Below are 15,069 nucleotides of genomic sequence, written 5' to 3' on the forward strand. Positions count from 1 at the left end.
AGTTACCTTCCGGGACGCCGCAACCAGCGCCGCAACACCTCGATCGGCGACTGCTCGATCGCGGCCAGCGTCAGCGGCATATCGTTCTTGCGGCACTGCGCCGTGACGGCGCCGAAGTGGGCTTCGCGGTTGCGGCGGTAGCCTTCCTTCAGGTCGGCGCCGAAGCGGAACACGCCCTCTTGACGTTCCGGGTCGCGATAGGCCAGCTCGCTGGAAAAGCTGGCGTCGACCTCGGCCTGGGTCTGCAGGCCCAGCACGCGCACGTCGTGGCGCATCTGGCGCAGCCGCGTCAGGGCCACCGACAGCGGCGACGGCCAGTCGAGCAGATCACTGGCCGCATAGATCGCGCTCGGCGACTGGGCGAAGTGCAGGCTCGCCTTCAGGGTCGCGGTGTCCGGCAACTCGCCATCCGGTTCGGCGCGCTGGAGTTGGGACAGCACGCGCTGCAGGTGGCGCGGTCCGCGCAGGGCCGGCGTAAACGCCGCTTTGCCGCCGCCGAGCACCACCAGGCCGAAGGCATCTCCCTGGCGCTGCGCGATCGCGGCGACGCAGCCGAGCAGCATGCGCGCGTAGGCGAGCTTGTCGAGGCCGGGGGCGCTGCGGCTTGGTTCGGCCATCGAAGCGCTGGCATCGAGCACCAGCCAGACCGCCACATGGCTGTCGCGCTCGGCCTCGCGCACGAAGTAGCGGTCGGCGCGCCCTGCCAGTTTCCAGTCGACGCGGCGCCACTCGTCGCCGGGCACATAGGCGCGGTACTCCGAGAACTCGACACCCGCCCCGCGTTCGCGCCCGGCGTGGATGCCGTGGCCCAGGCCGGCCAGCACGTGGCGGATGACGAGGTCGAGCTTCCTTGTATGCGCGATCAGCGCGGTGTTCGCAAGCGACATGGTACGAAAGCCGCTTACGGCACCTTGACTTCGTTGCGCAGGGCCTGCAGCACGTCGGCGATGGCGATGCCGTCGGCTTCGGCCTCGAAGTTGCGCAGCACGCGGTGCGCCAGCACCGGCAGCAGCATGGCCCCGATGTCGTCGCGGGTCACCGCCAGGCGGCCTTGCATCAGCGCGCGCGCCTTGGATGCCAGCACCAGCGCCTGGCCGGCGCGCGGGCCGGCACCCCAGCCGATGTGCTTTTTCACCGCGTCGACCGTGGTCTCGCTCGGGCGCGTTGCGCGTACCAGGCGCGTCGCATAGCGCACCAGGTGGTCGCCGATCTCGATGTCGCGCACCAGCTGCTGCAGGCGCAGCAGCGTCTCGACGTCCATCACCGGTTCGGCGTCCGAGAGGCCCGCGTGAGTGGTGCGCGAGACCATCAGCACTTCTTCGTCCTCGGTCGGATAGACCACGTCGATGCGCAGCAAAAAGCGGTCGAGCTGGGCCTCGGGCAGCGGATAGGTGCCGGCCTGCTCGATCGGGTTCTGCGTCGCCAGCACGAAGAAGGGGCGCGGCAGCTTGTGGGTCTGGCCGGCGAAGGTCACCGAGCGTTCCTGCATCGCCTCCAGCAGCGCCGACTGGGTCTTGGGCGGGGCGCGGTTGATCTCGTCGGCCAGCAGCACCTGGGTGAATACCGGTCCGGGCTGGAAGCGGAACACGCGCTGGCGGGTGTTCGCGTCTTCTTCCAGGATCTCGGTGCCGACGATATCCGACGGCATCAGGTCGGGCGTGAACTGCACCCGGCGGAACTGCATGTCGGTGGCTTGCGACAGCGACTTGACGAGCAGGGTCTTGCCCAGCCCCGGCACGCCTTCGACCAGCGCGTGGCCGCCTGCCAGCAGGCAGGTCACGAGCAGGTCGACCACCTCTTCCTGGCCGATGATCACACGCGCCATGCTGGCCTTCAGCGCACCCACTTTCGCCGTCAGGGCGGCGATATCCTGTTCATTCCACGCTACTGCATCTTGTTGCGACACTGGTCATGCTCCCAACGCATATTGAATGATGTTCACCGCGAAGCGGGTGTTGTCGACCGCGAGAAAACGCTTGTTGCGGAAGTCGTAATCCCACTCGCAGCCATAGTCCTTGTTCGAGTACAGCACGCGCACGCGGCCACCGATCTCGATCGCCTTCAGGTACTCGTGCACCAGGTCGTCGCCCCAGCCGTTGAGTTCCATCGACGTCGTCGGTGGCCCATCCTCGAACTTGAAGAAGCACGAGTACAGCGGATGGTTGTTCGGGATCTTCTTGAGCGCCTGGGCGCCGAAGATCTTCGCCATCTCTGCCTCGAACGACTTGGCGAACAGGCCGTCGATGTCGTGGTTGCAGTCGTCCACGAAGACGAAGCCGCCGCCGCGCACGTACTTCTCGAAATTGCTCCGTTCCGCCGGGGTGAACTGCACCAGCTTGTGACCGGCCAGGTAGCAGAACGGGGCCTGCAGCATCTTCGGATCCGACAGGGCCACCATGCGCTCGGTCGTATCCACCCGCAACGTGGTGTACTCCACCAGGGAGTTCAGCACGTTGCTGGGCATGCGGATATCTACGTCCCAGTTGCCCGATTCATACATCAGGCGTGTGAAGTAGAAGTCGTAACTTGCCATGTAAATAAACGCTTGGTCGTTAGACCGCGTCGGACAGCGAGGTGAAGTTGAAGTCGCGCACCTTCATCGGCGGCAGCACCATCTGGAACGGCACTTCGTCGCCACCGATGATCTGCGGCTTGCCCAGTTCGTCGATATTGTTCAGGATCGTGACCGGGCTCTCGTTGAAGCGGAAGTTCTTGAGCGGGTACTTGATCTTGCCGTTCTCGACATAGAAGGTGCCGTCGCGGGTCAGGCCCGTGAGCAGCAGCGACTGTGGATCGACCATGCGGATATACCAGGTGCGAGTGACCACGATGCCCTTCTTGGTGCCCGCGATCAGCTCTTCCAGCGACTTGGTGCCGCCTTCCATGATCATATTGCCGTGGCCCGCGGTGGCGCGCTTGCCCATCTTCTGGGCCCAGTAGCGCGAGTAGTCGAGCGAGGCGATGCGGCCATCCTTGATCAACTGGGTGCGCTCGCGCGCCAGCAGCGATTCCTCATCCCATGGCGAGACCGGCACGTCCTTGTCCCACGGATCGGCCCAGACATTTACCTGGCTGTCGAACAGCTTGTCGCCCAGGCGGTTCTTGCCGCCCGCTTTCGACAGGAAGCTGCGGCCCTCGTCGGCCGAGCGCGCGTCGAAGGCACTGAACATATTGCCGAGGATTTCCGAGGTCGCCGCAGGTTCCAGGATCACGGTGTAGCGGCCCGGTTCCAGCGCACGCGCCTCGACCGAACGCAGCGCCTTCTCGATCGCGACTTCCGACGCTTCACGCGCATCGAAACGCGCCGCATCGACCGCCGAGCGGGTCACCCAGCCCGAACCGCGGCCGTCTTCGGTGCGCGCGGTGAGGCTGAACGACAGGTCGGTGAAGTCCTGGTGGCCGAACACGCCGTTCGAGTTGGCGATGGTCGTAAAGCTCGTGCGGTCGGTGAAGAAGCCCGCGGTGACGAGCTTGTTCTTGCGCGCCAGTTCGATGGCGGTCGCCGCGACATCGGCCCGGAAGTCCGGATCGATAGCCGCGGTCTTGGTGACGAAGGTATTGGTGGCGCGGTACTCCTGCTTGGCGATGGCCGGCATGAATTCCGGATTTTCCGGCGCCAGCTTGGCCAGCTCCTCGGCGCGGCGTACCGCCCGCTCGAGCGACTTGTCATCGAATTCGTTGATCACGGCAGTGCCGCTGCGCTTGCCGAAGGCCACGCGCACCACCAGCTGCATGTCTTCGGTCAGGCCGGCGGTCGACACGCTATTGCGCGCGAAGCGCACATTGCCAACCCGGCTGCCGCCGATCTGCACCGTGCACTCGTCGGCTTTCGACAGCGACAGCACGCGATCGGTGATTTTCTTTGCTTGTTCCTGGTTCAGGGTTTTCATCCTGGTCTCCTTATCCGATCTTGCGTGCGGTATTGATGACGTTGATGCCGTTGAAGCGGGTGGTGCTCGATCCGTGCGACACCGCGCTCACCTGGCTCGGCTGGCCCTTGCCGTCGAAGAAGGAGCCGCCCATGCGCCAATCGCGCTCGTCGCAGATGGCCGAGCAGGCGTTCCAGAATTCCTGGGTGTTCGCCTGGTAGGCCACGTCTTCGAGCGGGCCGGTGATCTTGCCGTTCTTGATCTCGTAGTACAGCGTACCGCCGAACTGGAAGTTGTAGCGCTGCTGGTCGATCGAGTAGGAGCCGCGGCCCAGGATGTAGATGCCCTTCTTGACGTCCTTGACCATCTCATCTGGTGTCAACCTGGCTTTGCCCGGCTCCAGCGACACGTTCGGCATGCGCTGGAACTGCACCGTGCTCCAGCTGTCGGCATACGAGCAGCCGTGCGATTCCTTCTCGCCGATGATGTGGGCCTGGTCGCGCGTGGCCTGGTAGTTGACCAGGATGCCGTCGCGGATGATGTCCCACTGCTTGGCCGGCACGCCCTCGTCGTCGTAACCGATCAGGCCCAGCGAGCCCGGCGTGGTGCGGTCTGCCACGAAGTTGACGCGCTCGGCGCCATACTTGAATTTCTTGCTCTGCCACTTGTCGAGACCCACGAAGCTGGTGCCGGCATAGTTGGCCTCATAGCCGAGCACGCGGTCCAGTTCCGTCGGGTGGCCGACGTTCTCGTGAATGGTCAGGAACAGGTGTTCGGGCGAGAGCACCAGGTCGTACTTGCCCGGCTCGACCGACTTGGCGCTGAGCTTCTCGCGTGCCTGCTTGCCGGCCAGGCGCGCATCCTCGATGATGTCGTAGGACTTGGTGTACAGCGTGGTGACGCCGCCGGCGGCGCGCACCTTGTCCTCGGCGCGGGCGTCGAAATATTCATAGCCCATCGAGGCCGGGGCGCCCAGGCCGCCGCGCGAGCGGAACTTGCCGGTGGCCTTGTCGACCGCGGTGGCATTGATCGGGGCCCACAGGCGGTGCACGTCCTGGTCGATGTAGGAGCCGTCGGTCGATGCGAAGTATTTTTGCTGGTTGATCTGGAACAGCGAGGCGGTCATGAAGTTCGCGCCCGCATCCAGGCCGGCCTTGTTGGCGGCGATCAGCATGTCGGCCTTTTCCTTGACCGGCAAGGTGCGCCAATCCTTCTTGATCGGCGTGGCCCACGCCACTTCGCCGACGCCCTTCACCGGCGCCAGGCGTACCGGCTCGGTCTGCAGCCTGGCGTTGGCCTTGGCGATCGCCACCGCCTGGCGCGCGGCCTGGGCGATGCCGTCCGCGGTCATGCTGTTGGTCGAAGCAAAACCGTAGGCGCCGTCGGCGATCACGCGGATGCCGACACCCCTCGATTCGGTGTTGTTGATGCTCTCGACGTTCAGGTCGCGCGTGATGATGAACTGGTTCAGGTAGCGGCCGATGCGCACGTCGCAGTACGACGCGCCGGCTTGCGTGGCCGCGCCCATCGCGGTATCGGCCAGGACCTTCTTGGCGCTTGCCGCCATTGGTTTGAGCAGGTCTTCGGCCGCGATCGCGTTGCCGAAGACCGGAATGAGCATGGCGCCGGCAGTGCCGGCGCCGATCTGCAGGAATTTACGACGTTCCATTATGTTATCCGTTTGCGTTCACACTAATTGTTAGCGTGTACCCGTCGTTCCCGCGGAGGCGGGAACCTAAGTTTGCATGAGCGGCCACTGCGCTGAGAAACTTGGGTTCCCGCCTGCGCGGGAAAGACGGTGTGCCGAGGGCGCGGTCTTAGACGGCGTCCGACAGCGACGTGAAGTTGAAGTCGCGGATCTTCATCGCCGGGATCAGCATCGAGTAACGCGCTTCGTCGGCCCCGATCACTGCCGGCTTGCCGATTTCCTCGATATTGTTCAGCATCGAGACCGGGCTCTCGTTGAAACGGAAGTTCTTGATCGGATGCTTGATCTTGCCGTTTTCGACGTAGAAGGTGCCGTCGCGCGTCAGGCCGGTCAGCAGCACCGATTGCGGGTCCACCATGCGGATGTACCAGGTGCGGGTGACCAGCACGCCCTTCTTGGTGTTGGCGATCAGCTCTTCGGTGGTCTTGTTGGTACCGGCCATGATGATGTTGCCGGCCGCGCCCACCGCGCGCTGGTTCTTTTGCTGCGCCCAGAAGCGCGAGTAGTCGAGGGCATTGATCTTGCCGTCCTTGACCAGTTCGACGCGTTCGCGCGGCAGCATATTGTCGTCCCACGGCAGCACGGCGACGTCCTTGTCCCACGGGTCGGACCAGATATTGACCTGGCTGTCGAACAGCTTGTCGCCCAGGCGGTTCTTGCCGCCTGCCTTGGACAGGAAGCTGCGGCCCTCGTCGGCGCGGCGCGCGTCGAAGCCGCCCAGCATGAAGGACAGCAGGTCTGAGGTCGCGGCCGGCTCCATGATCACGGTGTAGCGGCCCGGCTCCAGCGCCTTGGCGTCGACCGAGCGCAGTGCTTTCTCGATCGCGATCTCGGCTGCTTCGCGCGGATCGAACTTGGTGACGTCGCGCGCGGAACGCTTGACCCAGCCCGAACCGCGGCCGTCTTCGGTACGCACGGTCAGGGTGAAGTCGAGCGAGCTCGAATCCTGGTGGCCGAACAGGCCGTTCGAGTTGGCGATGGTCTCGAAACTGGTGCGGTCGGTGAAGAAGCCGGCCGAGACCAGGCCGCGCTTGCGGCAACCTTCGATGGCGTAGGCGGCGGCTTGCGCGCGGTATTCCGGATCGATGTCGGCGGTCTTCTGGACGAAGGTGTCCGACGGTTTATAGGCGGTCTTGGCGATCGCCGGGATGAACTCCGGATTGTCCGGCGCCAGCTTGGCCAGGTCTTCGGCGCGGCGCACGGCGCGCTCGATCGACTTGTCGTCGAACTCGTTGATGGTGGCCGTGCCCTGCTTCTTGCCGAAGGCGACCTGCACTTGCACGCGGGTGTCGTCGGCCAGGCCGGCGGTCGAGACGGCGTTACGGGCGAAGCGGATATTGCCGATGCGGCTGCCTTCGATGTTGACGATGCACTCGTCGGCCTTGGACAGCGACATCACGCGGTCGCTGATCTTTTTCGTTTGTTCCTGGGTCAAGATGCTCATGTGCGTTCCTGCCTTAGCCGATCTTGCGAGCGGTGTTGATCACGTTGATGCCGTTGAAGCGCGCGGTCGACGAACCGTGCGAGACGATGCTGATCTGCGGCGGCTGTCCCTTACCGTCGAAGAAGGAGCCGCCCATGCGCCAGTCGCGCTCGTCGCAGATGGCGCTGCAGCCGCCCCAGAATTCCTGGGTGTTCGACTGGTAGGCCACGTCTTCCAGCATCTGGCCGATCTTGCCGTCCTTGATCTCGAAGAACAGCTGGCCGCCGAACTGCGAGTTGTAGCGCTGCTGGTCGATCGAGAACGAACCGTCGCCGATGATGTAGATGCCCTTCTTGATGCCCTTGACCATCTCGTCCGGGGTCAGCTTGGCCTTGCCCGGCGCCAGCGACACGTTCGGCATGCGCTGGAATTGCACCGTGTTCCAGCCGTCCGCGTACGAGCAGCCGTGCGATTCCTTCTCGCCGATGATGTGGGCCTGGTCGCGCGTGGCCTGGAAGTTGACCAGGATGCCGTCCTTGATGATGTCCCAGCGCTTGGTCTTGACGCCTTCGTCGTCGAAGCCGATCGCGCCCAGCGAACCCGGGGTGGTCTTGTCGGCGTAGAGGTTGACGATCGGGGCGCCGTACTTGAAGGTCTTGGACTTGAGCTTGTCGACCGTGGCGAAGCTGGTGCCGGCGTAGTTGGCCTCGTAGCCCAGCACGCGATCGAGTTCGGTCGGGTGGCCGACGTTCTCGTGGATGGTCAGCCACAGGTGTTCCGGCGACAGCATCAGGTCGTACTTGCCCGGCTGGACCGACTTGGCGGTCAGCTTGCGCTTGGCGTCGCGGCCCGCGGCGCGCGCGTCCTCGACGATGTCGTAGGTCTCGGTGTACAGGGTGGCGACGCCGCCGGCGGCCTTGATCTTGTGCTCAGGGCGGGCGTCGAAGTATTCATAGCCCTTGCCCACCGGGGAGCTCAGGCCGTCGCGCGAGCGGAACTTGCCGGTGGCCTTGTCGACCGCGGTGGCCGACAGCGGCGCCCACAGGCGATGCACGTCCTGATCGATATACGAGCCGTCGGTCGATGCGAAGTACTTCTGCTGGTTCACCTGGAACAGCATCGTGCGCATGAAGTTGGCGCCGCCTTCCATGCCCGCCTTGTTGGCGGCGATCAGCATGTCGGTCTTCTCGGCGATCGGCACCGTGCGCCAGTCCTTGGTGTACGGCGTGCTCCACGAAACCTCACCGACGCCCTTGACTGGTGCAAGCTGCACCGGTTCGGTCTGCAGCCTGGCGTTGGCTTTCGCGATCGCCACGGCCTGGCGCGCCGCGTTGGCGATGCCGTCGCTCGACATGTCCGAGGTGGCGGCGAAGCCGTAGGCGCCGTTCACGATCACGCGCACGCCGACGCCGGCCGATTCGGTATTGGCCACATTCTCGACGTTCAGGTCGCGGGTGGTGATGAACTGGTTGAGATAGCGGCCGATGCGCACGTCGGCGTAGCTGGCGCCAGCCTTGGTGGCGGCGTTCAGCGCGACGTCGGCCAGGGCCTTCTTGGCAGCGACGGGCATCGTGCTGACCAGTTCCTCAGCAGCGATCGCGCGACCGAATGGCAGCAGCATCGAGGCGGCGGCCAGGCTGCTGAGATTGAGAAAGGTACGGCGTTCCATGTGTTCTCCTGAATGACCTACTTCCGGGCAGCGGTTCCGCAAAACAGCTCGGCGCCGCTCTTGTATGTACATCGCTATTGTTGTGGATTTGCCTGCGTGCCACGCGGCAAACCTCTCAACGATAGCATCGACTTAACGTTTTGAATAGGCAATCTTTGTGCCACCTCAATGCAACGTTCTCTGCCTGTGCAAGGCACTGTCTGTACGATGAACATTCCTCGTATATGCATATACGGGGAACGCTTGACTATGGACGTTGCCTGTTCGATCATCTTCGGGTTGACGGCGGCGAACCGCCTGCCGTCCGACCTACCACGGAGACCTCGCACGATGAAACGACTGATCCTGGCCGCGATGCTGGCAACCGGCCTTGCCGGCGCCGCGCACGCCGACGACGCCCTCAAATCCGCCATCGCCGGCGAACACCGCGCCGCCGCCAACAAGGCCCGCGACACCTACCGCCATCCTTACGAAACCCTGACCTTCTTCGGCATCAAGCCGACCATGACGGTGATCGAGCTGTCGCCGGGCGGCGGCTGGTACACCGAGATCCTGGCGCCCTACCTGCGCGACCAGGGCAAGCTGTATGGCGCCGTGCCGGACGCCGAGAGCCGCGGCGGCAAGGCCTTCCGCGACAGGCTGGCGGCCAATGGCGCCGTGTACGGCAAGGTGACCCCGGTCCAGTTCGCGCCACCTGGCAGCATCGCGCTGGGCGCCCCGAACAGCGTCGACATGGTGGTCACCTTCCGCAACCTGCACAACTGGCTGGGCAATGGCGACGACGCCGTGCTCACCGTCCTGAAAGAAGCGCACAAGGTCTTGAAACCGGGCGGCGTGCTGGGCGTGGTCGAGCATCGCCTGCCGGCCAAGATGGAGCAGGATGCCAAGGCCTCGAGCGGCTATATGCACGAGGCGTATGTGATCCGCATGGCCGAACGCGCCGGCTTCAAGCTGGCCGCCAAGTCGGAGGTGAACGCCAATCCGAAGGACACCGCCGACCATGAAAAAGGCGTGTGGAGCCTGCCGCCGGTACTGACCAACAAGGACAAGGACCGCGAAAAGTACCTCGCCATCGGCGAGAGCGACCGCATGACGCTCAAGTTCGTCAAGCAGTAACGGGGAACCCCGGTCGCGGAGGAAGGCCACGCCTCTCTCCGCGACGATTCTTGTATTTCCTTTTGCGCCGCCTGTGGTTATTCTTCCAGTTGCATCCTGCATCGTCCACCGAAGGAAACCATGAAGACTCTGCCGACTTTGCGCCTGGCCGCCCTCGCCCTAGCCGTCTGCGGCGCCGCGCACGCCCAGGATACCGTGCCGCCCGAAGCCCAGGCCATGCCGGCCCCCGCTCCGGCCCCGGCGCCCGCCGTGGCTCCCGCGGTTGCGCCCCCTGCCGCCAAGAGCGCCGTGCCCGCGCCGGTCCTGCCCGCGGTCGAGAACTCGGTGGTGAAGATCTTCGCCACGATCCGCCGCCCCGAACCCTATAAACCCTGGACCAAGGCGGCGCCAGCCTCGGTCACCGGTTCCGGCGTCATCATCGAGGGCAAGCGCATCCTGACCAATGCCCACGTGGTCGGCTATGCGAGCCAGGTCGAGGTGCAGGCCAGCCAGTCGGGCGACAAGGTGGCGGCCAAGGTGATCGCGCTGGCGCGCGGCATCGACCTGGCCGTGCTGGAACTGGAAGACCCGTCCTTCTTCGACAAGCGTCCACCGGTGCCGAGGGCGCCCGTGCTGCCCGACGTGCGCCAGCAGGTGTTCGCCTACGGCTATCCGGTCGGCGGCAACTCGCTGTCGACCACCACCGGCATCGTCTCGCGGGTGGAGTTCGTCAACTACGGCGCCTTCAGCTCGGGCCTGCGGATCCAGATCGACGCCCCGATCAATCCCGGCAACAGCGGCGGCCCGGTGATCTCGGGCGAGCGCATGGTCGGCCTGGCCTTCGCCGGCGCGACCAACGCCCAGAACATCGGCTATGTGATCCCCAACGAGGAAATCGAACTGTTCCTGCGCGACGTGGCCGACGGCCGCTACGACGGCAAGCCGCTGCTGCACGACAGCGTGCAGACGCTGGAGAACCCGGCGTTGCGCCAGTTCCTCAAGCTCGACAAATCGGTTGAAGGCGCGGTGGTGCACCGCCCCTACCGGGTCGACGCCAGCTGGCCGCTGAAGGAATGGGACGTGATCACCCATATCGGCGAGTACGCGGTCGACAACCAGGGCATGGTCAAGCTGGGCTCGAACCTGCGCGTGCGCTTCCAGTACCGCATCCAGCAGGTGGCGAAGAACGGCAAGGTGCCGATGACGATCATCCGCGGCGGCAAGCAGATGAAGGTCGAGGTGCCGGCCACCGGTCCGCGTCCGCTATTGATCTCGGACCTGGACGGCGGCTATCCGTCCTACTTCATCTACGGCCCGATCACCTTCTCGCGCGCTACCAGCGAATTCATGAGCTTTGTCGCCGGCAGCGCGCCCGGGATGAACGCCTATGCCTTCAACGCCAGCCCCCTGGTCACGCAGCGCGGCGATTCGCCGACGCCGGAGCGCGAAGAGCTGGTGGTGATCAGCGCGCCGTTTTTCCCGCACAAGCTGGTGAGCGGCTACAACAACCGCTTCGGCTCGGTGATCGAATCGGTGAACGGCCAACCGGTGCGCAGCCTGCGCCACCTGGTGGAACTGCTGCGCGACCTGAAGGACGAGCAGGTGGTGCTGCGCTTCGACCAGCGCTACGGCGAGACCATGATTCTGCCGCGCCAGGCGACACTGGCGGCGACCGAGTCGATCCTGTCGGATAACGGGATCAGGACGCAGGGGTCGGAAGACATGATGAAGGTGTGGGAGCGCAAATAAGCTCCCCTCCATGAAAAACGCCCGCGAACATGCGGGCGTTTTTCGTTGGTCTTACTTCGCCTTTTTCACGGGCGTGAACAGCAAGTCCTGGAAGTCGTAGCTGAAGTCGGTCTCGGTCGACACCGGCTTCATCCGCATCCGCTCGATCGAGCCGTCATGGTCCAGCGAGAAGGTCGCATAGGCGTCGGCGTTGAAGTTGCGCTCCTTCCAGCGCACGATGAAGGTGTCGTGCTGGAAGTGCTCCATCTCGCCGGTCAGGTCGGGGGTGCGCGAGAACGTCATCACCAGCTTGCTGCCCTGGCGCTTGACGATCGCCTTGCCATACCAGGCGTCCTCGTACTCGCCTTCGTAGTCCCACAGCGGCAGCGACGGCTTCGAGGCCTTGGCGCGGCTGGCGGTCTCGGTCTTCACGCGCGCCGCTTCCTTCTGGCTCGCTTCTTCGGCGACGTCGGCGATGCGGCCGATCCAGTCGGTCGGCGCCACGCCCAGGTACTGGTCCAGCAGGCGGTATTGCAGCGCATTGAGCGACGGGCCGCTTTCGGCGTTGGTGAAGATCGCGATGCCCAGCTTCGCTTCCGGCACCAGCAGCACGCGCGAATAGAAGCCCTGCAGGGCGCCGCCGTGCATCGCCACCAGCTTGCCCTGGTAGTCGCGCAGCTGGAAGCCCAGGCCATAGGCGAAGAAATTCGGCTTGGTCGCCGCCAGCGGCGGACGCGGTTCGTTGATCTTCATCGGCGTCTGCGCGGTCCACATCTCGCGCGCCTGTTTCTCGGACCACAGGCGCACTTCCTTGCCGCCCGCAGCCTGCGGGATGCGGCCCTGGTCAAGCAGCACGTTCATCCAGCGCGCGATGTCCTCGGCATTGGTGTTGATGCCCACCGCGCCAATGGCGTTCGCCACCGGCATCGGTTTCACCACCGCTGCCTTGCCGTCGATCTTGCTGTGCGGCGCCGACACGTTCATGCCCGGCTTGTGCTGGTCCAGGCTGGTGGTGGTGGCCCCCATGCCGACCGGATCGAGGATCCACTCGCGCATGGTCGTGCCCCAGTCCTTGCCGGACTTCTGGGCGATGATCTTTCCGGCCACGATGTACAGCAGGTTGTCGTAGGCGTAGCTGTTGCGGAAGCTCGTCGCCGGCTTGATGTAGCGGAGATTGTGGATGATCTCGTCGGTGCTGAAGGTGGTGGTCGGCCACCACATCAGGTCACCGGCGCCCAGTCCCAGGCCGCTGCGGTGGGTGAGCAGGTCGCGCACCGTCATCTCGGCCGTCACGTAAGAATCGTACATGCGGAAGTCCGGCAGGTGCTTGATGACCGGGTCGTCCCACTCCAGCTTGCCCTGGTCGACCAGCATCGCCAGCCCCGCCGCCGTGAAGGCCTTGGAGTTGGACGCGATCTCGAAGATGGTCTTGCCATCGACCGGCGTCGGGTCGCCCAGCTTGCGCACGCCGAAGCCCTGGGTCACGACGACCTTGCCGTCCTTGACCACGGCGATGGCGATGCCGGGAACGTCGAAGGTTTTCAACACACGGTTGACGTCGGCTTCGAGGTTATACGCTGGTGCGGCGGCGCTGGCCGTTGGTGCGGCGGCGGTTTGCGCCACTGCGGCGCCGATGCTGCAGAGCGCAAGCAGCACTGCACCGGCGAGTCGATGCATAGTCATCATTGCTTGCCCATTGCTTTGTCGACGCTCGATTGCGTCTCCGGGTGGTAACGCTCGCGCGCCTTCTTGTAGATGCCTTCGGCCCAGGCGCGGTCTTCCGGTTTCTCGCGTAGCGCGGCGTACAGCGGCACCACGAACTTCTGGCGGCCCACGCTCATCAGGAAGGCTTCGAGCTGCGGACGCACGGCGCGGTAGCCGGCGTGCACCGAGGCGCGGTAGAAGCGGAACGCGACTTCATTGTTCTTCGTGTTGGCCAGGTCATAGACGCGGTCCAGCTCTGCGAGCTTGTTCGCATCGGCCTTGTTGTCGATATCGTTCAGGAACTTCATCCACTCGGCGGCGTTCCAGTCCTTGGCCTTGAGCTGCTCGGTCGACACCGACCCGTTGACCCAACCGTCGATCGAGGCGTTCAGCTGCGCCAGGCGCTGCGACACGGCCTGCTTCCCGCTTTGCGGGATGCCCGGACCGTAGATCCACTCATCCAGCTCGGCCTCGCTCATGATCTTCGGATTCTTGGCCAGCAGGTTCTTGCGCAGGTAGTCCAGGAACTGGTCGTTGGTCACGCTCTGGAAGGCGTGGCCGTCGAACCAGCCGCGCAGGAAGGTGTCGAAGGCGGCGCGGCCGGCGCGCTGCTCGAGCGTGTGCAGGAACCAGGCGCCCTTCGGATAGGCCAGCGAGGTGTCCGGGTAATAGTCGGCCGAGGTATCCGGCTGGCGCGAGACGAGCGCCTGCTTGGCGGGCGGCAGGTCCTTCAGCATCTCCAGCGCCTCTTCCTGCTCCAGCTGCAGGTTCATCAGGGCGACTTCCTTGCCGTAGATCTCCTCCAGGATGCGGGTGGTGACGTAGGTGGTGAAACCCTCGTTGAGCCACCAGTGCTTCCACGATGAGTTGGTCACCAGGTTGCCCGACCAGCTGTGCGCCAGTTCGTGGGCGATCAGGTCGACCAGGCTGCGGTCGCCCGCGATCATGGTCGGGGTCAGGAAGGTCAGGCGCGGGTTTTCCATGCCGCCGATCGGGAACGATGGCGGCAGGATCAGCATATCGTAGCGTCCCCAGCGATACGGGCCGTACAGCTTCTCGGCCGCCTCGACCATCTTCTCGGTATCGGCCAGCTCGTATTCGGCGGCCTTGATCCGTTGCGGCTCGGCGTAGACGCCGGTGCGCCCGCCCAGCGTGGCGGCTTCGAGCTCGCCGATGCCGATCGCCAGCAGGTAGGAAGGAATCGGCTGCGGCATATTGAACTTCCAGCCACCCTTGCCGGTGGCCTTCATGTCGTTATCGGCGCTCATCACCACGCGCAGGCCTTGCGGCGCCTCGATGCGCGCGCTATAGGTGAAGCGCACCGCCGGCGTATCCTGGATCGGCACCCAGGAGCGGGCATTGATCGCCTGCGACTGGCTGAACATGAACGGGTACTTGCCCGACATCGTCTGCAGTGGCTGCAGCCACTGCAGCGCGGTGGCGGTCGGCGCGGTGCGGTAGTGGATGCGTACCTTCTTCTGCTGGCCCGGCAGCTTGACGTGCAGCGGCTGGCCCTTCTCTTCGTCGAACTTGCCGAGCGAGTAGTCGGCCTTGCGCCATGCGCCGTTCGCATCCTGCGCCTCGATCTTCGAGATCGTCAGCTCGCGCGTGTCCAGGTCGAGCGTGGTGGCCTTCTTGTCCAGCCAGTCGAGGGTCAGCTCGGCGTAGCCGTCCAGGCTTTTCTTCGCGAAATCGGCCTTCAGGTCCAGGTGCAGGGCCGTGGTCTTGACCTGGTCGTACTTGGCGTAGCTGAGGGGATCGAGGGCGAAGGCGTAGGCGCTCCAGGCGCTCAGGAAGGCGGCGGTACTCGCGCGCAGCAGGGTGCTTTGGTTCATGGTCTCTCGCAGGGGAAGGTGTGCCCGGCAGGCCGGGG

General features: G+C 64.8%; 11 protein-coding genes. 2 read left to right on the forward strand and 9 right to left on the reverse strand.

Annotated elements, in window-relative coordinates:
• Positions 1–2: 2 nt before the first annotated feature.
• The 7 genes from FVD38_RS18785 to FVD38_RS18815 form a co-directional block, all read right to left on the reverse strand.
• Positions 3–887 carry a DUF58 domain-containing protein gene (locus FVD38_RS18785; RefSeq protein ID WP_147936236.1) on the reverse strand — a complete coding sequence of 295 codons (885 nt, stop codon included), beginning with the start codon at positions 885–887 and terminating at the stop codon, positions 3–5.
• A 14-nt stretch (positions 888–901) separates the two neighbouring features.
• Positions 902–1,906 carry an AAA family ATPase gene (locus FVD38_RS18790; protein WP_147936237.1) on the reverse strand — a complete coding sequence of 335 codons (1,005 nt, stop codon included), beginning with the start codon at positions 1,904–1,906 and terminating at the stop codon, positions 902–904.
• Positions 1,907–1,909: 3 nt separating this feature from the next.
• Entirely contained in the window at positions 1,910–2,533 is a 624-nt protein-coding gene (locus FVD38_RS18795) for a DUF4159 domain-containing protein (RefSeq protein ID WP_109345447.1), read from the reverse strand.
• Between the two features lie 19 nt (positions 2,534–2,552).
• Entirely contained in the window at positions 2,553–3,890 is a 1,338-nt protein-coding gene (locus FVD38_RS18800) for a TldD/PmbA family protein (RefSeq protein ID WP_147936238.1), read from the reverse strand.
• A gap of 10 nt (positions 3,891–3,900) precedes the next feature.
• Entirely contained in the window at positions 3,901–5,538 is a 1,638-nt protein-coding gene (locus FVD38_RS18805) for a TldD/PmbA family protein (RefSeq protein WP_147936239.1), read from the reverse strand.
• A gap of 148 nt (positions 5,539–5,686) precedes the next feature.
• Positions 5,687–7,021: a TldD/PmbA family protein gene (locus FVD38_RS18810; RefSeq protein WP_147936240.1), complete on the reverse strand. Its 1,335-nt coding sequence runs from the start codon at positions 7,019–7,021 to the stop codon at positions 5,687–5,689.
• 13 nt (positions 7,022–7,034) lie between these two features.
• On the reverse strand, positions 7,035–8,669 hold the full coding sequence (locus tag FVD38_RS18815) for a TldD/PmbA family protein (protein WP_147936241.1): 1,635 nt from the start codon (positions 8,667–8,669) through the stop codon (positions 7,035–7,037).
• A 330-nt stretch (positions 8,670–8,999) separates the two neighbouring features.
• On the opposite strand from FVD38_RS18815, the gene FVD38_RS18820 reads away from it, so the two are divergent.
• Together FVD38_RS18820 and FVD38_RS18825 are read left to right on the forward strand one after the other, a co-directional pair.
• Positions 9,000–9,785, forward strand: a complete 786-nt coding sequence (locus FVD38_RS18820) for a class I SAM-dependent methyltransferase (RefSeq protein ID WP_147936242.1) — start codon at positions 9,000–9,002, stop codon at positions 9,783–9,785.
• Positions 9,786–9,905: 120 nt separating this feature from the next.
• Entirely contained in the window at positions 9,906–11,513 is a 1,608-nt protein-coding gene (locus FVD38_RS18825; RefSeq protein WP_147936243.1) for a S1C family serine protease, read from the forward strand.
• 51 nt (positions 11,514–11,564) lie between these two features.
• On the opposite strand, the gene FVD38_RS18830 is transcribed toward FVD38_RS18825, so the two are convergent.
• A complete protein-coding gene (locus tag FVD38_RS18830) occupies positions 11,565–13,178 on the reverse strand; it encodes a serine hydrolase (protein ID WP_147936244.1) in 1,614 nt (537 codons plus the stop codon).
• Positions 13,175–15,031, reverse strand: a complete 1,857-nt coding sequence (locus FVD38_RS18835) for a M1 family metallopeptidase (protein WP_147936245.1) — start codon at positions 15,029–15,031, stop codon at positions 13,175–13,177. The genes FVD38_RS18830 and FVD38_RS18835 overlap by 4 nt, the downstream gene beginning before the upstream one ends.
• Positions 15,032–15,069 lie beyond the last annotated feature (38 nt).

It is taken from the genome of Massilia arenae, from assembly GCF_008014745.1.
GTDB lineage: Bacteria > Pseudomonadota > Gammaproteobacteria > Burkholderiales > Burkholderiaceae_D > Telluria > Telluria arenae.